The 16818-nt window shown below is 71.1% G+C and carries 15 protein-coding genes; 10 read left to right on the plus strand and 5 right to left on the minus strand.

The window, feature by feature from the left end; translation table 11 throughout:
- Positions 1-33: 33 nt before the first annotated feature.
- The 3 genes from BIV01_RS15725 to BIV01_RS15735 all read left to right on the plus strand — a co-directional run bounded on the left by BIV01_RS15725 (position 34) and on the right by BIV01_RS15735 (position 3308).
- A complete protein-coding gene (locus BIV01_RS15725; RefSeq protein ID WP_071294417.1) occupies positions 34-1359 on the plus strand; it encodes a sugar ABC transporter substrate-binding protein in 1326 nt (441 codons plus the stop codon).
- Positions 1360-1362: 3 nt separating this feature from the next.
- A complete protein-coding gene (locus BIV01_RS15730) occupies positions 1363-2373 on the plus strand; it encodes a carbohydrate ABC transporter permease (RefSeq protein WP_083414082.1) in 1011 nt (336 codons plus the stop codon).
- A gap of 131 nt (positions 2374-2504) precedes the next feature.
- Positions 2505-3308, plus strand: coding sequence for a carbohydrate ABC transporter permease (locus tag BIV01_RS15735; RefSeq protein WP_254791852.1), 804 nt, complete (start codon positions 2505-2507; stop codon positions 3306-3308).
- A gap of 7 nt (positions 3309-3315) precedes the next feature.
- Here the strand turns inward: BIV01_RS15735 and BIV01_RS15740 are convergent, their stop codons facing one another.
- A complete protein-coding gene (locus BIV01_RS15740) occupies positions 3316-5325 on the minus strand; it encodes an acyltransferase family protein (protein WP_071303448.1) in 2010 nt (669 codons plus the stop codon).
- 103 nt (positions 5326-5428) lie between these two features.
- On the opposite strand from BIV01_RS15740, the gene BIV01_RS15745 reads away from it, so the two are divergent.
- From BIV01_RS15745 to BIV01_RS15755, 3 genes are all read left to right on the plus strand, one after another.
- A complete protein-coding gene (locus BIV01_RS15745; RefSeq protein ID WP_071303449.1) occupies positions 5429-6217 on the plus strand; it encodes a DeoR/GlpR family DNA-binding transcription regulator in 789 nt (262 codons plus the stop codon).
- Entirely contained in the window at positions 6214-7242 is a 1029-nt protein-coding gene (locus BIV01_RS15750) for a 1-phosphofructokinase family hexose kinase (RefSeq protein WP_254791853.1), read from the plus strand. The genes BIV01_RS15745 and BIV01_RS15750 overlap by 4 nt, the downstream gene beginning before the upstream one ends.
- Positions 7243-7310: 68 nt before the next feature.
- Positions 7311-9437, plus strand: a complete 2127-nt coding sequence (locus BIV01_RS15755) for a PTS fructose transporter subunit IIABC (protein WP_071303450.1) — start codon at positions 7311-7313, stop codon at positions 9435-9437.
- A gap of 167 nt (positions 9438-9604) precedes the next feature.
- On the opposite strand, the gene BIV01_RS15760 is transcribed toward BIV01_RS15755, so the two are convergent.
- Positions 9605-11317, minus strand: a complete 1713-nt coding sequence (locus BIV01_RS15760) for a beta-N-acetylhexosaminidase (protein ID WP_083414083.1) — start codon at positions 11315-11317, stop codon at positions 9605-9607.
- Between the two features lie 6 nt (positions 11318-11323).
- On the opposite strand from BIV01_RS15760, the gene BIV01_RS15765 reads away from it, so the two are divergent.
- Both BIV01_RS15765 and BIV01_RS15770 read left to right on the plus strand, forming a co-directional pair.
- Complete coding sequence (locus tag BIV01_RS15765) at positions 11324-12496, plus strand: ROK family transcriptional regulator (protein ID WP_083403136.1); 1173 nt, start codon at positions 11324-11326, stop codon at positions 12494-12496.
- 51 nt (positions 12497-12547) lie between these two features.
- The gene (locus tag BIV01_RS15770; protein ID WP_254791854.1) at positions 12548-13297 is read left to right on the plus strand and encodes a DedA family protein; all 750 of its coding nucleotides are present in this window, start codon (positions 12548-12550) and stop codon (positions 13295-13297) included.
- 4 nt (positions 13298-13301) lie between these two features.
- Here the strand turns inward: BIV01_RS15770 and BIV01_RS15775 are convergent, their stop codons facing one another.
- A complete protein-coding gene (locus BIV01_RS15775) occupies positions 13302-13505 on the minus strand; it encodes a DUF2945 domain-containing protein (RefSeq protein WP_071303452.1) in 204 nt (67 codons plus the stop codon).
- Between the two features lie 198 nt (positions 13506-13703).
- On the opposite strand from BIV01_RS15775, the gene BIV01_RS15780 reads away from it, so the two are divergent.
- Together BIV01_RS15780 and BIV01_RS15785 are read left to right on the plus strand one after the other, a co-directional pair.
- Positions 13704-14756, plus strand: coding sequence for a serine/threonine-protein kinase (locus tag BIV01_RS15780; RefSeq protein ID WP_071303453.1), 1053 nt, complete (start codon positions 13704-13706; stop codon positions 14754-14756).
- Positions 14757-14832: 76 nt separating this feature from the next.
- Positions 14833-15456, plus strand: a complete 624-nt coding sequence (locus BIV01_RS15785; protein ID WP_070417063.1) for a phosphoribosylanthranilate isomerase — start codon at positions 14833-14835, stop codon at positions 15454-15456.
- A 32-nt stretch (positions 15457-15488) separates the two neighbouring features.
- On the opposite strand, the gene BIV01_RS15790 is transcribed toward BIV01_RS15785, so the two are convergent.
- Together BIV01_RS15790 and BIV01_RS15795 are read right to left on the minus strand one after the other, a co-directional pair.
- A complete protein-coding gene (locus tag BIV01_RS15790) occupies positions 15489-16247 on the minus strand; it encodes an HAD-IIB family hydrolase (RefSeq protein WP_071303454.1) in 759 nt (252 codons plus the stop codon).
- 80 nt (positions 16248-16327) lie between these two features.
- Positions 16328-16762: an acyl-CoA thioesterase gene (locus BIV01_RS15795; protein ID WP_083414084.1), complete on the minus strand. Its 435-nt coding sequence runs from the start codon at positions 16760-16762 to the stop codon at positions 16328-16330.
- Between the last annotated feature and the right edge of the window lie 56 nt (positions 16763-16818).

The following is a 16818-nucleotide window of genomic DNA, read 5'->3' on the forward strand; positions in this document are numbered from 1 at the left end:
TCCTTTCATAAAGGTCGGACCAAGGGAGTCAACGTGACACGCACGCGTTTCGCCGCACTCGGTGCGCTCGCCCTCGCAGGCGCGCTCGCCCTCACCGGGTGCTCCGCCGGAAGCAACGGAGCTTCCGACGGCGGCACGAAGTCCATCGGCACACCCGATGGCAAGGGCAAGACCCTCACCGTCTGGATCATGAACGGCGACCTCAGCCCGAAGATCCTCGACGTCGCCGAGAAGCAGTTCACCAAGGCCACCGGCGCCAAGGTGAAGCTGCAGCTCCAGCAGTGGGACGGCATCACCACGAAGCTCACCACGGCCCTCGCGCAGAAGGACGCGCCGGACGTGGTCGACCTCGGCAACACGCAGGTGCCGGTGTACGCGGCGACGGGTGGCCTGATGGACCTCTCGCCGTACAAGGACGAGCTGGCCGACGGGCAGACGTGGCTCTCCGGGCTCGAGGGCCCGGCGACCGTGGACGGCAAGCTGTACGGCGCCCCGCTCTTCGCCGGCAACCGCGCGGTGATCTACAACAAGAAGATGTGGGCCGACGCCGGGGTGACCGACGTCCCGAAGTCCTACGACGAGCTCACGGCCGACCTCGACAAGGTCAAGGCGAAGAACCCGCAGGCGGACTTCTCGGCATTCTACATGCCGGGGCAGTACTGGTACGGCGGGCTGCAGTGGGTGTGGGACGCCGGTGGGCAGATCGCCACCGAGAAGGACGGCAAGTGGAAGGGCGCGATCGACTCCGCCGATGCCGTGAAGGGCCTCACCGCGTGGAAGGACTTCCAGAACTCGTACTCGGCGAAGTCCACGCAGGACATCAACACCGACAAGCCGGCCGAGTCCGACGTCTTCGCGCAGGGCAACACCTCGGCGATCCTCGGGTCCGCGTGGGAGATCGGTTCGATCACCACGGCGAAGCCCGAGCTCAAGGACCAGATCGGCACCTTCGCGATGCCGTCGAGCACCGCGGGCAAGACGCAGCCGGTCTTCCTCGGTGGCTCGGACCTCGGCATCCCGTCGAAGTCCGCCAACCAGGACCTCGCGCTGTACTACACGAAGATCCTCACCTCGAAGAAGTTCCAGCAGGACCAGGTGTTCGGGGTCGACGGCTGGGAGCCGAACTCCACGCAGCTGCTCGACGCGGTCGCCGGTGACGTGGACGAGCTCCACAAGCCGTACTTCGCGGCCGCTTCCACGAGCCGTCCGACGCCGGCGACCCCGGGCTGGGCGACGATCGAGGGTGACTCGACGTTCCAGACGATGTTCGCGGACGTCGCCACGGGTCGGAAGACGCCGAAGCAGGCAGCCGAGGGCTTCTCGGAGCACCTCACGACCGCGCTCAACGCGCAGCAGTAGTCGATGACCTCCACTGCGGAGCGGGTCCCCGGTTCGGCGCAGGCCGAGCCGGGGACCCGGCGTGGGTCGACGGGGCGTCGCGGTCCCACCGGGCCGGGCGGTCGCGCAGGACGTCGATCGGTCACCTCGTCCCGAGCGCCGCTGGTCCTGCTCGCACCGGCTGCGCTGCTGCTCCTCGCGCTCGTCGTCTACCCGCTCGTCCGCCTGGTGGTCATCTCCTTCCAGGACTACGGGCTGCGGGCGATCTTCACCGGGCAGGCCGGGTTCGCCGGCTTCTCGAACTACACGAACGTCCTCACCGACGCCAGCTTCTGGCCGGTCATGCTGCGCACCGTGCTCGTCACGGGCGCGATGGTGATCGGGACCATCGGCATCGGCATGGCGGTGTCCCAGCTGCTGACCCGGCTCGGTGTCGTCATGCGCACGGTCGTGAGCGTCGTGCTCGTGCTGGCGTGGGCGATGCCGAACGTCGCGTCGAGCCTGGTCTGGCAGTGGCTCTTCCAGCCCTTCTACGGCGTGCTCAACTGGCTCATCACCCAGCTCGGGGTGTTCGGCGACCACACGCAGGACAACTGGGCGTCGAGTCCCGGGCAGGCACTGACGATCGTGCTCTCGCTCGTGATCTGGCAGGCGGTGCCGTTCGTCGCCCTGACGCTCTACGCCGCGCAGTCCCAGATCGCGCCCGAGTACTACGAGGCCGGGGCGCTCGACGGGGCGTCCGCGTGGGCGATGTACCGCTCGATCACCCTGCCGGCGCTCGTGCCGACGCTGCTGCTCGTGACGATCCTCTCGGTGATCTGGGACTTCAACGTCTTCAACCAGATCTGGCTGCTCACCAAGGGCGGGCCCGAGGACACCACGCTCACCCTCGGCATCTGGACGTTCGTGAAGTCCTTCGTGTCGAACGCGTACGGGCAGGGCGCGGCGATCGCCGTCATCTCGACGCTGATCCTCGGGGCGCTCACCAGCTACTACATCCGCCGGCTCGTCCGGAGCGGGGAGGAAGACCTGTGACGACGACGACCACGCCCGGTGTTACCGGGGCGACCGCTTCCGAGGCGCAACCCGACGTGACGGGGGCGGGTCGCGCCTCCAGGCCCGGTCCGATCGCGCCGGTGCGCGCGCGCCGACGCAAGCCGCGGGTCGTGGCGAACACGATCGCGGTGGTCTTCTGCCTGGTCTGGGTGTTCCCCATCTACTGGATGGTGAACACGGCGTTCAAGCCGTCGGACGAGGTGACGACCCTCACGCCGATCTGGCTGCCGCTGCGGCCGACGCTCGAGAACTTCACGCGGGCGCTGACGCAGGACGGGTTCCTCGTGTACCTGCGGAACTCCGCGATCGTGGTCGTGGCGGCCGTGCTGCTGTCGATCGTCGTCGGGTTCCTGGCGTCGGCGGCGCTGTCGCGCTTCCGGTTCCGTGGCCGGCGGGCGATCCTCGTGGCGATCCTCTTCGTGCAGATGATCCCGTCGGGTGCTCTGCTCATCCCGCTGTTCCTGTCGTTCCAGTCGCTCGGGCTGCTCAACAGCTACATCGGGCTGATCCTCGCCTACGTCGCGAGCGTGCTGCCGTTCTCGATCTGGGTCATGCGCGGGTTCTTCGTCGCGGTGCCGGTCGAGATCGAGGAAGCCGCGAAGGTCGACGGTGCGGGGACGTTCCGGATCCTGTGGAGCGTGCTGTTCCCGCTGGTGATGCCGGGGGTCATCGCCACGAGTGTGTTCGCGTTCATCGCTGCGTGGAACGACTACCTGACGGCCTACGTGATGCTCAAGGACCAGGGGATGTACACGCTGCCGGTCTGGCTCGCGGGGTTCTCGACGAACAAGGGGACGGACTTCGGCGGGCTCATGGCGGCGAGTGTGCTGTTCTCGATCCCGGTGGTGGTGTTCTTCCTCATCGTGCAGCGGCGGCTCGTGAGCGGGATGACCGCGGGGGCCGTCAAGGGCTGACGCAGGCTCAGCCCGCCGAGCCGATCGCCTCGGCGACCCTCGGCGTGAGCACGGTCGCGACGGTGTCCGTGATGTGGTCGGCGTCACGGTAAGCGAGCACGTTCCACACCACCGGGGAGCACGTCGTTGTGCACAGCCAGGGGAACGGGTCGACCGCGGTGCCGCCCACCGCGCTCACGGCACGACGCTCGGCTTCGGCGATCTCCGGGCGGTGCAGGTCGACCTGCGAGCGGGCGCACGAGCCGACGTCGTCGATCGCTCCGGACAGACATCGGTTCGGGCTCTCCGTCCACCGAGGGGTGTCGTGGACGAGGAGGATCCGAGCGCCGGTGCGCTCGGTGATCGTCGACATCGTCCGGCGGAGTCCGTCTTCCCATGCTCGCTCGAACGAACCGGTGCCGATCCGTGTCGGTTCGTAGCCGGCGGCCGCACTGGACAGCACGACGAGGTCCGGCTCCAGCTCGGCGATCCGCTCGAGTGCGGCTGCTCGCCACTGATCGCACTCGCGGTACTCGCGGCCCAGTGCTTCGGAGGTCACGGGGATGCTCGCCGCGGGGCAGGCGGACTTCGTCATCGGTACGACACGTGCGCCCGAGGCATCGGCCGCTTCGACGACCGGCGTGAACCACTGTGCGGCGTGGGAGTCTCCCAAGAGCATGATCGTCCGGCTGCTGTCGTCGTCGCCGTACGTGCAGGACGTGGGTGCGGTGGCGGTCGATTCTGCATGACAGCCGTCCGCGTAGAGCGCCGGGAGGTCGTCCTCCGCGGATGCCACGGCGGGCGTCAGGTTGGCTGGGACGCCCGCGGGTGATCGCGGCCCGCCGAGCACGTCGGTGGGTGACGGCGTACTCGCCACCACTTCGCCGCGGAGCGTCGGGAGTGCGGTGAGCGGCGCCACTGCAGCAGCGACGACGACGGTTCCCGCAACGAGCGCGACCGGACGGAGTCGGGTGCGCCGAGCCCAGTGACTGGTCCAGCGTTCGAGCAGCAGGTGGCTGCTCCAGCCGAGCGCGACGGTGACGGCGCACGCCGCGACCACCTCGAACGGACGGAGCGGCCGCCCCCAGGCGAGGGTCGGGAGCAGGAGGACCGGCCAGTGCCACAGGTACAGGGAGTACGAGCGGTCTCCGAGCCATCGCAGCGGGGCGGTCGAGAGGAGCGCCGCCGTGCGGTCCGCCGGGAGCGGTGCCACCACGAGGACTGCTCCGAGGACCGGGAGTAGGGTCCAAGCGCTGGGGAAGGGGGTCGCTTCGTCGAACCCGACGTACGAGACCACGATCGCGAGGAGCCCGACGGGCCGGGCGAGACGACCCGCCCAGCGGGGGAGTCGTGCGTCCCCGCTGGCCCGACGGCGGCCGGAACGAGCGACGATCGCGGTGAGCGCTCCCGCACCGAGTTCCCACGTCCGCGTGTGCACGCCGAAGAACGCCCAGGGGCCGCTGATGTCGCTCACCACGATCATCGTGACGAAGCTCAGGACGAAGAGGAGGACGGCGATCGGCAGCAGGACGCGGCGGAGCACCGGGACCGAGCAGAGGAGGGCGAGCACGAGCGCCCACCCGACGTAGAACTGCTCCTCGACGCCGAGCGACCAGAACTGCTGGAACGGACTCGGTGCGTGCGCGGCGAGGTAGTCCGTGCCGGTCGCGGCGAGCTTGAGGTTCTCGGCCCCGAACAGCGCGGCCCAGGCGCTCGTCCGCGCGCCGGTCCGGTCGAGCGGCGGAAGGAGGAAGTGGACGGCGAGGACCGTGCACAGCACCGTGGCCGCAGCCGCCGGGCCGAGGCGCACCAGGCGCCCGACGAAGAACCGACCGAGACGGATGGTGCCCGAGCCCGCGCGCTCCCGGAGGAGGTTCTGGGTGATGAGGAACCCGGAGATGACGAAGAACACGTCGACTCCGGTGTAGCCGCCGTCCAGCCACGGCACACCTGCGTGGAAGAGCACGACGCCGAGCACGGCGACGGCGCGGAGGCCCTGGATGTCCGTCCGCCAATGGGTGCCTGCAGGTGCGTGCATAATAACAGCATATCAAATGTTGAAATACTGACAAGCATGGTTGCGTTTGTGTGGCATCCGGACGTACGCTTCTCAAAACCCACGGGAACGAAGGAGTTCGGGCATGTACGCAACCGAGCGGCACGACGCGATCGCAGCAGCGTTGCAGGACGCCGGCCGCGTGTCCGTGGCCGACCTCGCCGAGCACTTCGACGTCACGACCGAGACCGTCCGCCGTGACCTCGACGCCCTCGAGTCCGCCGGCCTCCTGCGCCGCGTGCACGGGGGAGCGGTCCCGGTCGGACGATCGAGCGTCGTCGAGCTCTCCGTCGCCGAGCGCGAGGGGCAGCACAACTCCGCCAAGTCCGCCATCGCCCGGGCCGCGATGCGCCTCGTCCCGCCCACCTTCACCGGCTCGATCGCCCTCGACGCCGGCACCACCTGCGCCGCGGTCGCCGCCGAGCTCGCCCGCTGGGAGCCCGCGACGGCCGGGGCGACCCTCACGGTCATCACGAACTCGGTCCCGATCGCCGCGACCCTGCAGCACAGCGAGCACGTCGAGCTGCACCTGCTCGGCGGCCGTGTCCGCGGGGTGACGAGCGCCGCCGTCGGGACGGCCACGGTCGAGCAGATCGGCGCGCTGCGTCCGGACATCGCCTTCGTCGGGACGAACGGCCTGTCCGCGGGCTTCGGCCTGAGCACACCGGACGAGTACGAGGCGGCGGTGAAGTGGGCGTACGTCCTCGCGGCCCGGCGCAGCGTGGTGCTCGCGGACGCGGCGAAGCACGGGGTCGAGGCGCTCATGCGGTTCGCCCGGCTCGACGAGATCGACACGATCGTCACCGACGAGGAGCCGCCGGCCGACCTCGCCGGAGCGCTCGCCGAGGCCGACGTCGAGGTGGTCGTCGCATGACCACGAACACGAACACGAACACGACACGCAGCGCCATGAGCACCCGCATCGTCACGGTCACCCCGAACCCGAGCCTCGACCGCACGATCGAGCTCGCCGGCGAACTCCAGCGCGGCGCCGTCCAGCGCGCCACCCGCTCCACGGCCGAGCCCGGCGGCAAGGGCGTCAACGTCTCACGGGTCGTCGTCGCGAGCGGCGGCGACACCGTGGCGGTGCTGCCCGGCGACGAGCTCGACCCGGTGCTGCTCGGCCTCGCGACGCGCGGGATCCCGACCGCGGCACTCCCGATCGGTGCACCGCTCCGCTCGAACGTCACCGTGACCGAGCCGACCGGCACGACGACGAAGCTCAACGAGCCCGGTCCGTCGCTCGCAGGTCGCCTCGAGGACCTCGCGGCCCTCGTCGCCGACACCGCCGGTGCCACCGCGACCGGACCCGTCGCACGCTGGGTGGTCCTCGCCGGCTCCCTGCCCCCGGGGCTGCCGGACGATGCCCTCGCGGTCCTCGTCCGAGCCGTCCGGCAGCGCCACGGCGACGACGTCCGGATCGCGGTCGACTCCTCGGGCGTCCCCTTCACCGCGCTGCTGCAGTCCGGCGAGCGGATCGACCTCGTGAAGCCGAACGCCGAGGAGCTCGCCGAGGTCGTCGGCGGCGACCCGGACGAGTTCGAGCGGGACGTCGACGCGGCAGCGATCGCGGCGCAGCGCCTCCGTGACAAGAACGTCGGCACCGTGCTCCTGACGCTCGGCAGCGCCGGAGCCGTCCTCGTGACGGAGGACGGGAGCTACGCGGCCGCGGCACCCCGGATCGTGGCGCGCTCGACCGTCGGCGCGGGGGACTCCTCCCTCGCCGGCTACCTGCTCGCCGAGGTCGCCGGGCAGTCGCCCGAGCAGCGCCTCGCCCAGGCCGTCGCCACCGGAGCGGCAGCCGCCGCCCTCCCCGGCAGCGACGTCCCCGCCCTCGACCACACCGACCCGTCGGGCATCGAGGTCCGAGCGCTCGAGCGAGCGCCCGAACCCGCCTGACCCACCCCCGCACACACACTCAACCCCGCAGCACCCGCGCCCCCAGCGCCATTGCAAAGGAGCAACCCATGTCCGTCAACACGAGTCCACGCCTCATCAGCGTCCAGCTCGTCGGTCTCGACGAGGACCTCGGCGCCACCTCGAGCGACGTCATCCGCGTCCTCGCCGACCGCGTCGCCGCGACCGGCCGCGCGGCGGACGGGGCGTCCCTCGCCGCTGACGCGATCAAGCGCGAGGCCAGCGTCGGCACCGGCGTCCCCGGTGGCATCGCGATCCCGCACGCCCGGTCCGCGTCGGTCTCCGAGCCGACCCTGGCGATGAGCCGCCTCGCCCGGACGGTGTCGTTCGGCGCCCCGGACGGCGACGCCGACATCGTCTTCATGATCGCCGTGCCCGAAGGGGCCGACAAGGACCACCTCACGGTCCTCTCGACCCTGGCCCGTGCGCTCATCCGCGAGGACTTCACCGCCGCCCTCCGCGCCGCCGCCACCCCGCAGGAGATCGTGGACCTCGTCGACCGCGAGGTGAGCGGCGAGGTCGCGCAGGCCGGCGTCGGCACCGCGAGCAGCGCCTCCAGTGCGACCGCCACCGGCCAGGAGGCGCGACCCGCCGCCGCCACGCACGCCGCGGACGGCGACGCGGCCGGGTCCACCGCCGGAGCACGCAAGGTGCTCGTCGGCGTCACCGCGTGCCCGACCGGCATCGCGCACACCTACATGGCAGCCGACGCGCTCGTCGCCGCGGCCCAGCGCGCGGGTGCCGAGATGCACATCGAGACGCAGGGGTCCTCGCAGGTCGAGCCGCTCGACCCGGCCCTCATCGCCCGCGCCGACGCCGTCGTCTTCGCGGTCGACGTGGACGTCCGCGACCGCGGCCGCTTCGCCGGGAAGCCCCTCGTGGCCGGCCCGGTCAAGCGCGGTGTCGACGAGCCGGACAAGATGATCGCCGAGGCCCTCCGTGCCGCTGACGACCCGAACGCCGCACGCGTGCACGGCAACGCCGCCGAGGCCGGCTCGAGCACCGCCAAGGACGAGCACTTCGGGCAGGCGCTCAAGCGCTGGCTGCTCACCGGTGTGAGCTACATGATCCCGTTCGTCGCGGGCGGCGGGCTCCTCATCGCGCTCGGCTTCCTGCTCGCCGGCTACGGCATCGCGCTGACCCACGGTGACTCGGGGCAGAACAACGCGGTCTACACGCTGACGAACTACACGCTCCTGAACCTGCCGCCGGAGGGTCTGGCGTACTACCTCGGTGCCGCCGCGTTCCAGATCGGCGGCGTGTCGCTCGGGTTCCTGGTGGCAGCGCTCGCCGGGTACATCGCCTACGCCATGGCCGACCGACCCGGCATCGCGCCCGGCTTCGTCGCGGGTTCGATCGCCGTCTTCATGAACGCCGGGTTCCTCGGTGGCCTGATCGGTGGTCTCATCGCCGGTGCCGCCGCCTACTGGATCGGCCGCATCCCGACCTGGCGTTGGCTGCGTGGCCTGATGCCCGTCGTGATCATCCCGCTGTTCGCGTCGATCATCGCCTCGGGGCTCATGCTGCTCGTGCTCGGCGGGCCCATCGCCTGGCTGATGACCCAGCTGACCGAGTTCCTCAACTCGCTGTCCGGTGCCTCGGCGATCCTGCTCGGCATCATCCTCGGCCTGATGATGGCGTTCGACCTCGGTGGCCCGGTCAACAAGGTGGCGTACGCGTTCGCGGTCGCCGGCCTCGGCGCCGGATCCGCGACGAACGTCGTCCCGTTCGAGATCATGGCGGCCGTGATGGCCGCGGGCATGGTCCCGCCGCTGGCCCTGGCGCTCGCCTCGACCGTGCTCTACCGCAAGGGCTTCACGAAGCCCGAGCGCGAGAACGGCAAGGCTGCGTGGCTGCTCGGTGCCTCGTTCATCTCCGAGGGCGCGATCCCGTTCGCGGCCGCCGACCCGCTGCGCGTCATCCCGGCGTCGATGGTCGGTGCCGCGGTCACGGGTGCGATCTCGATGGCTGCCGGCGTGACCTCGCGGGCGCCGCACGGTGGGATCTTCGTGTTCTTCGCGATCGGGGACGTGGCGATGTTCATCGTCGCGATCCTCGCGGGCACCGTGGTGTCGGCGCTCGTGCTCGTCGGGCTGAAGAAGTTCGTGCGGCGGGCCCCGGCGGCCGACGCCGCCGTGTCCGAGACGGCGGACGACCGCGTGGCGGTCGCCGTGTAGTGGTCGTCACCACCTGACGCACGGGAGGCGCGGTGCCGGCTGGCACCGCGCCTCCCGTGCGTCCGTCCGTCCGTGGTCGCGACCACCGCACTTCGTGAGCAGGAATGGTCGGGTGGGCAGGCACGACCCGACCGTTTCTGCTCACGAAACGCAGCCCGCGCAGGGCCTCAGTCCGCGATGTTCGCGGTGACGGCGTCGATGTAGGCCGCACGCTCCTCGCGCGAGTGCGGCCGCCCCGGCACCCCCGGCCGCTGCTCCCACGGGAACGGCCCGGCGTCGTGCCGGTACTCGATCCCCATCGCCTCGAGCCGAGCGAGGTGCTCGGCGAGCCGCCCCCGGAACTCGGCGACGTCTCGGGGCCCGGTGACGTCGGCCGACCAGAGGGCCTCGGCGAGGGCGGCGACCCGCGGGAAGAGCTGGTAGTCGAGCTTGCGGGCGGTGTCCACGTGCTCGGTCCACATGTTGCCCTGGCCGCCGATCACGTGGGCGCGCTCGGCGTCGGTGAGGTCCGCCGGCACCGGGTCGAAGGCGAACACGTCGTCGACGGACAGGACGATCGACACCGGGATGGGCTCGGTCTCGAGGTCGCTCTGCCGGTAGTCGAGGTACACCTGGTCGTCCGGGGCGGAGATCACGTCGTGGCCCCGCTTCGCCGCGGTCCGGGCGCCGGTGAGCCCACGCCACGAGAGCACGGTCGCGGACTTCGAGAGCGTGCCGCCCTCGAGGATCTCGTCCCACCCGAACGCCCGCCGCCCGTGCGACTCGACGTGGGAGGCGAGCCGACCGATGATCCACGCCTGGAGCTGCTCCTCGTCGTCGAGGCCGAGCTCGCGGATGCGTTCCTGCGTGCGGGGGTCGTCCTCCCACTGGACCTTGGGGCACTCGTCGCCGCCGACGCCGATGTACTCCGAGGGGAACAGGGCGATGACCTCGTCGAGGACGTCCTGGAAGAAGGCGATCGTGGACTCCTCGGCGTTGAGGACGTCCTCGGCGATGCCCCACTCCGTCCAGACGTCGATCGGCTCGCCCGAGACGCCGAGCGACGGGTAGGCGGCGAGGGCGGCGCGGACGTGCCCGGGCGTCTCGATCTCGGGGACGACGGTGACGAACCGGTCGGCCGCGTAGGCGACGATCTCGCGGATGTCGTCCTGGGTGTAGTAGCCGCCGTGCGGACGGCCGTCGAACGCCGCCGGGTGCAGCACCCCGTCGGCGTCCGGCACGTGCGCCCCGACCTGCGACTCCTTCCGCCACGAGCCGACCTCGGTCAGGCGCGGGTACTTCCGGATCTCGATGCGCCACCCCTGGTCCTCGGTGAGGTGGAAGTGCAGGCGGTTGAGCCGGTGCGCGGCGAGCTGGTCGATCACCCGCATGACCTCGTGCTTGGTGCGGAAGTGCCGGGCGACGTCGAGCATGACGCCGCGCCAGGCGAACGCGGGGGCATCCTCGACGGTGACCGCCGGGACCGTCCACGGGCCGGTGCCGACCCGGCCCTTGCGGTAGACGTCGGCCGGCAGCGACTGCAGGAGCGCCTGGACGCCGTAGAAGACGCCCGCCGGACCCCCGCCGGTGATCTCGACCCGGTCGGCCGTGACCCGCAGCCGGAACGACTCGGAGCGGTCACCGGCCGGTCCGGTGGGGAGCGTGTCGTCGTCGGCGACACGGAGTGCGATCACGTCCGTGCGCGCGGTGTCGACCCCGGCCGCGTCGTCGGCGTCGCGCACCGGCAGCCCGGTCGACCCCCGCAGGGTCTGCTGCAGGTACAGTCGGACCGACTCGCTCGCTGCGTCTGCGGCGATGCGGGTCGACGGGGTGATCGCGAAGGCGCCGGCACCCGGTTCGGTGCGGCGCGGCCGTGGGATGAGCATGTCGGAGTCCACCATTCCTCAATGATCTTTCGTAATATGGAGGCTATGGCCGTGGACGAGACCGTGTCAACGCTTCCGAACGGTGTCGTCGGCAGCACGCCGGGGATGCTCCGACTCATCAACTCGCGTGCGCTCCTCGCGGAGCTCTTCCGTGACGACGGCTCGCACACCGTCACCGAGCTCGGGCAGACCGTGGGCCTGTCGCGCCCCACGGTCGAGGCGGCGCTGGCCGACCTCGTCGACGAGGGGTGGGTCACCGAGGCCGAGGCGATCGCCACGCCGAACAAGGCGGGTCGCCGCGCGAAGCGGTTCCGTGCGGACGCCGGGGCCGGGTCGGTGCTCGGGGTCGACCTCGGGCTGCACGGCATCGTGGGGCTCCGCTCGGACCTCCGCGGTCGGCAGCTCGCCCGGGTCGAGGAGGTCTACACCGACCTCGCCTCCGCCGAGCAGGCGTGGGAGAGCGTGCAGGACGTCGTCCGTCGTCTGGTCGAGGGCACCGACCCGTCGCGGCTCCTCGCCGCCACCTTCGGGGTCCCGGCCGTCGTGGACCGTTCCGGCGAGATCGACTACACCGTCGCGGTCCCGCAGTGGGTCGAGCGACGGGTCCCCGGCCGGATCGGCGACCTGTTCCCCACGGCCACCACGTTCTTCGACAACGACGCCAAGCTCGCCGCCACCGCCGAGGCGATGTGGGGACGCTTCCGCGGCGTGCAGGACGGCCTGTACCTGGTGATGGGTCGCCAGATCGGCGCGGCCTACCTGGTCGACGGGTCCCTCGCACGCGGTGCGCGCGGGGCGGCCGGCGAGATGGGCGGCCTGGCATCGACCGGCTGGCCCGGCGCACCCGCCCGACTGGAGGCGCGGATCGCCCCCGGTACGGACGTCGAGTCCGTCATGGCGTCGGCCGGGCAGGGCGACCCGGACGCCGCAGCGGCCGTGCGGGCGCTCGCCGCGGACGTCGCGCCCGGGGTCGTGCAGCTCATCGCGACGATCGACCCCGAGGTGGTCGTCGTCGGGGGCGAGGTCCTGCCCGCGGCCCCGGTGTTCTGCGAGGCCCTGACCGAGATCGTCACGCCGCAGCTCCGGCACCCCGTCGAGATCGTCCCGTCGACGGTCGGCCGCGACGCCGTGGCCCGCGGCGCCCTCGCCCGTTCCCTGACCCACGTCCGGACGACGCACATGGGACTCGGCTGACGTCCAGGCTGCGTGCCGGGTCCTGACAGGGCACTCAGGCACCATCGGGGGATGACGACTGCCGTGGCTGCGCCTGCCCACACCATGACCGTCGCCGCCGGCGACTCCGCCGCGGACCCCGAGATGGGCGGGCTCTCCGGTCTCGTGCTGCAGCTCATCGACGCCCTGGGGGAGTGGGGCGTTGCACTGATGCTCTTCGTCGAGACGGTCTTCCCGCCGATCCCGTCCGAGGTGATCCTGCCGTTGGCCGGGTTCCTGGCGGGTGCCGGCCGGATGAACCTCGTGCTCGTCCTGCTGCTCGCGACCCTCGGCTCCTACCTCGGCGCACTGGTGCTGTACTGGCTCGGCGCCGTCATCGGCTTCGAGCGGACGACGCGCTGGCTCGGCAAGCTGCCCCTCGTCGACGAGGACGACTTCCGCAAGGCGGCGGACTGGTTCCACCGGCACGGCAAGAGCGCGGTCTTCTTCGGCCGGTTCGTGCCGATCGTCCGCAGCCTCATCTCGCTGCCGGCCGGAGCCGACCGGATGCACCTCGGGACGTTCTCGGTGTTCACGATCATCGCGAGCGGGATCTGGAACAGCGCCCTGGTGCTGCTCGGAGCGGCCTTCGGGACCCAGTACGACAAGGTCGAGCAGTACACCGAGTGGATCGACCGGGTCCTCTACGTGGCGATCGCCGTCGTCGTGGTGACGTTCGTCGTCCGACGGGTCCGACGCGTCCGGGCCGAGCGGAACCAGCGCACCGAGCACGGCGCAGTGGCTGCCCGAGGCCGTCGTCGCGCCGAGCCCGCCGGCGACTGAGCGCTCACTCCTTCGTCAGCGCCGACTCCTTGTGGGCGGCGCGCTTGCCGGACTTCTCCGACTCGACGATCCAGTACGGGTCGTCGTCGCTCGGCTTGAACGACTGGCCGTCGAACTCGAAGTCCGAGACCCGCTTCTGCACGAGCGTGCCGGTCGTCTTCCCCTGCGACGTGTTCCAGTGCACGGTGTCGCCCTTCGACAGCGCCATGGTGTCCTCCTTGCGTGATCGCTCACCTGTTCGGACGTCGGACTGTACCCCGATGCATCCGCATGAACACAGGGAAGTGGGCCGATCACGATGTCATAACGTCCGCGCGGATCACGGGGCGGCCGCGTACCGTAGTGGGTGAGTCACCACGTTGGCAACTGCCACGGAACACCGGCTCCGGACGGAACGACATCAGCCATGACCCTGCTGAACGACACACGGTCGGAAACGGTCCTCTCGGGCCGCTACCGCCTCGTGAAGCTCATCGGCACGGGCGGCATGGGATCCGTCTACGAAGCACGTGACGAGCACACCTACCGTGCCGTCGCCGTGAAGCTCTTCGCCACGCCCGAGTCGATGACCACGGCCGACCGGGTCCGCCAAGAGCGCGAGATCCGACTGCTCAGCATGCTGTCGCACCCGGGGCTCATCCCGCTGTACGACGCCGGCACCCACGAATTCGAGGACGGTCCGCACCGGTACATCGTGATGGAGCTCATCGCGGACACGACGCTCCTGCGCCGGCTCGCCGGGGGCGCCCTGCACAACTACGAGGTGGCCGACCTCGGCGCCCAGCTGGCCGACGCGCTGGCGTACGTGCACTCGCGCGGCATCGTCCACCGCGACGTCAAGCCGGCGAACATCCTCATCAGCGACGAGGGCTCGTCGGGCTTCGCGCGCACCGTGAAGCTCACCGACTTCGGCGTCGCCCACTTCGTCGACGGCTCGCGCCTGACGAACGACGGCACCATCATCGGCACGGCCGCGTACCTCAGCCCCGAGCAGGTCGCCGGGGAACCGATCGGCTTCGCCACCGACGTCTACTCGCTCGGACTGGTGCTGCTCGAGGCCCTGACCGGCAAGCAGGAGTACTCCGGCACCCTCATCGAGGCGGCACTCGCACGGCTCCGCCACGACCCCGAGATCCCGGACGGCATCGCGCCGGAGTGGCGGGACCTCCTCGCGAAGATGACCGCGCGCAACCCCGACCGCCGCCCGACCGCGGTGGCGATCGCGAACGCCCTCCGCGGTGGTTCGGCCCAGATCACCGGTCCGGTGCCGCTGGGACCGCAGCGCGTGAAGCACAAGCGCGACCACCGCCTGCACCGTGCCGCGCACCGGCACGCCAAGCGCGGGACGTTCGTCACCGTGCGGCGCTGGCGGCGGCGGAACGTGCTCGTCGGGTCGTTCGCGGCCTTCGGCGTCCTGGTCGCCTGCGGGGCGTCCTACGTCGCCGGCACCCTGCACTAGGCCGGTCGCACGGCCGCCGTGCACCCCGCACCGGCGGCCGCTCCGCACCTCCGGGGTCCCTGGCAGGATGGACGGCATGACCGACCAGCGATGGATCAAGATCTGCGGACTGTCGACCCCTGCGACCGTGGACGCCGCCATCGACGCGGGTGCGGACGCGGTCGGGTTCGTCTTCGCCGCCGGCAGCCCCCGGACCGTGACGGCGGACCTCGCGAAGGAGCTCGTCGAGCGGGTGCCGGACGGCATCGACGCGGTCGGGGTCTTCCGAGACCAGGAGATCGACGAGGTCGTCGGCATCGCCTCGGCCGTGGGGCTCACCACGTTGCAGCTGCACGGCGGCGAGTCGGCCACGGACTTCGCGCGCGCCCGCGACGCCGGGTTCTTCACGATCCGGGCGGTCGCGGCCGAGGACTACCTGGCCGAGACGCCGGAACAGCGCGCGTCGTACGACCACGACCTGCTCCTGCTCGACGCCGCGGTGCCGGGCAGCGGGCGGCTCATCGACCCCGCCTCGATCACGGGGAAGGTCGACGAGGCGTGGATCCTCGCGGGCGGGCTGACGCCGGCCAACGTGGTCGCGGCGATCGAGTCGCTCGACCCGGACGGCGTGGACGTGTCGAGCGGTGTCGAGTCCGAGCGCGGCGTGAAGGACGAGGCGAAGATCCGGGCGTTCGTCGAGGCGGTCCGCAGCATCCCCTGAGTGGTTCGCCGCGCCTCCCGTCCGTCGGCGCGTCAGCGCAGGGTGGGGATCAGCTCCGTGAGGAACGCGTCGGTGTCCTCCCAACCCTCGACCGCGTGGCAGGGGACGCCGAGGGCCTTCACCGGGTAGTCGTTGCCCTCGGGGTCGAGGCGGTCGCCGACGAACAGCATGTCGTCGAGCGCGACGCTCGTGATCTCGGCCAGGCGCTGCATGCCGTACGCCTTGTCGATGCCCTTGCGGGTGATGTCGACGCTCGTCGAGCCACCGGAACGGACCTCGAGGTCGGGCAGCTCGGCCTGGACGCGCCGACGGAGCTCGTCCTTCTTCGCGCCCGTCGGGTCCCACTGCTTCTTCACGTCCACCGGAGCGGACTGGCCGAGCGCGGAGAACGTGATCTGGGACCCGCGGTCCTCGAGGATGGGGCCCCACGTCTCGGACTCCCAGAAGCCGGCGGCCTTGGCCTCGGCCTCGACCGCGGCCAGGGCGCGCGCCTTCTGCTCGTCGGTGAGGTCCTCGGCGTACTGGAGCGCCCAGTCGTTGCCGGTCCACCGGTAGTAGGCGGTGCCGCAGGTCGGCAGGAGGTGCAGGTCGTCGAGCACGAGCCCGTCACGACGCCGCAGGGGTGCGACGAGCTGCTGCTCGAACTGCTGGAAGTTGCCGCCGGAGATCACCGCGACCGGCACGACCTCGAGCAGGGACGCGAAGGTCTCGAGCATCCGGGGGTCGAGCGCGGACTTCGAGGGGGCGAGGGTGTCGTCCAGGTCGAAGGCGACGAGGCGGGGCGTGGTCATGCCCCGATCCTGCCAGAGGCCCCCGATCACATGCCGGGTGCGATGCCCTGCCCGGACGGCGCTGCGCGATGTCTGCGGTGTCACGCGCGGTGCGTGGCGGGCACCCGGTCGCGGTCGTACGTGATGTCGGTGTAGCCGTGCGGCGCCGGGGTGCCGTCCTCGTCGAGGTTGACGAACACGACCTCGTCGATGGTGAGGATGCTGCGGTGCGTGAAGAGGTTCCGCGCCTCGGCCCGCATCGTCAGCGAGGTGCGGCCGAAGCGGGTGGCGACGAGACCGATCTCGACGATGTCGCCCTCGCGCGCCGACGACACGAACACGATCTCGGACATGTACTTCGTGACGACCTTGCCGTTGCCGAGCTGGATGATCGCGTAGACGGCGGCTTCCTCGTCGATCCAGCGGAGGAGGCTGCCGCCGAACAGGGTGCCGTTGGCGTTGAGGTCCTCCGGACGGACCCACTTGCGGGTGTAGAAGTTCATCTCGGGGCCGGGGGTGTTCGCGTCGTGCTGCATGTCAGTACATGCTACGCCCCGCCGCACACGGCAGCGGCCGCACCCCGGTGGGGATG

The organism is Curtobacterium sp. MCBA15_013, assembly GCF_001865095.1.
Taxonomy (GTDB): Bacteria; Actinomycetota; Actinomycetes; order Actinomycetales; family Microbacteriaceae; genus Curtobacterium.

Coding starts and splice junctions, on each gene's coding strand:
- BIV01_RS15730 (WP_083414082.1), top strand. CDS start 1,363: ATGACCTCCACTGCGGAGCGGGTCCCCGGTTCGGCGCAGGCCGAGCCG.
- BIV01_RS15740 (WP_071303448.1), bottom strand. CDS start 5,325: ATGCACGCACCTGCAGGCACCCATTGGCGGACGGACATCCAGGGCCTC.
- BIV01_RS15745 (WP_071303449.1), top strand. CDS start 5,429: ATGTACGCAACCGAGCGGCACGACGCGATCGCAGCAGCGTTGCAGGAC.
- BIV01_RS15750 (WP_254791853.1), top strand. CDS start 6,214: ATGACCACGAACACGAACACGAACACGACACGCAGCGCCATGAGCACC.
- BIV01_RS15755 (WP_071303450.1), top strand. CDS start 7,311: ATGTCCGTCAACACGAGTCCACGCCTCATCAGCGTCCAGCTCGTCGGT.
- BIV01_RS15760 (WP_083414083.1), bottom strand. CDS start 11,317: ATGGTGGACTCCGACATGCTCATCCCACGGCCGCGCCGCACCGAACCG.
- BIV01_RS15765 (WP_083403136.1), top strand. CDS start 11,324: ATGATCTTTCGTAATATGGAGGCTATGGCCGTGGACGAGACCGTGTCA.
- BIV01_RS15770 (WP_254791854.1), top strand. CDS start 12,548: ATGACGACTGCCGTGGCTGCGCCTGCCCACACCATGACCGTCGCCGCC.
- BIV01_RS15775 (WP_071303452.1), bottom strand. CDS start 13,505: ATGGCGCTGTCGAAGGGCGACACCGTGCACTGGAACACGTCGCAGGGG.
- BIV01_RS15780 (WP_071303453.1), top strand. CDS start 13,704: ATGACCCTGCTGAACGACACACGGTCGGAAACGGTCCTCTCGGGCCGC.
- BIV01_RS15785 (WP_070417063.1), top strand. CDS start 14,833: ATGACCGACCAGCGATGGATCAAGATCTGCGGACTGTCGACCCCTGCG.
- BIV01_RS15790 (WP_071303454.1), bottom strand. CDS start 16,247: ATGACCACGCCCCGCCTCGTCGCCTTCGACCTGGACGACACCCTCGCC.
- BIV01_RS15795 (WP_083414084.1), bottom strand. CDS start 16,762: ATGCAGCACGACGCGAACACCCCCGGCCCCGAGATGAACTTCTACACC.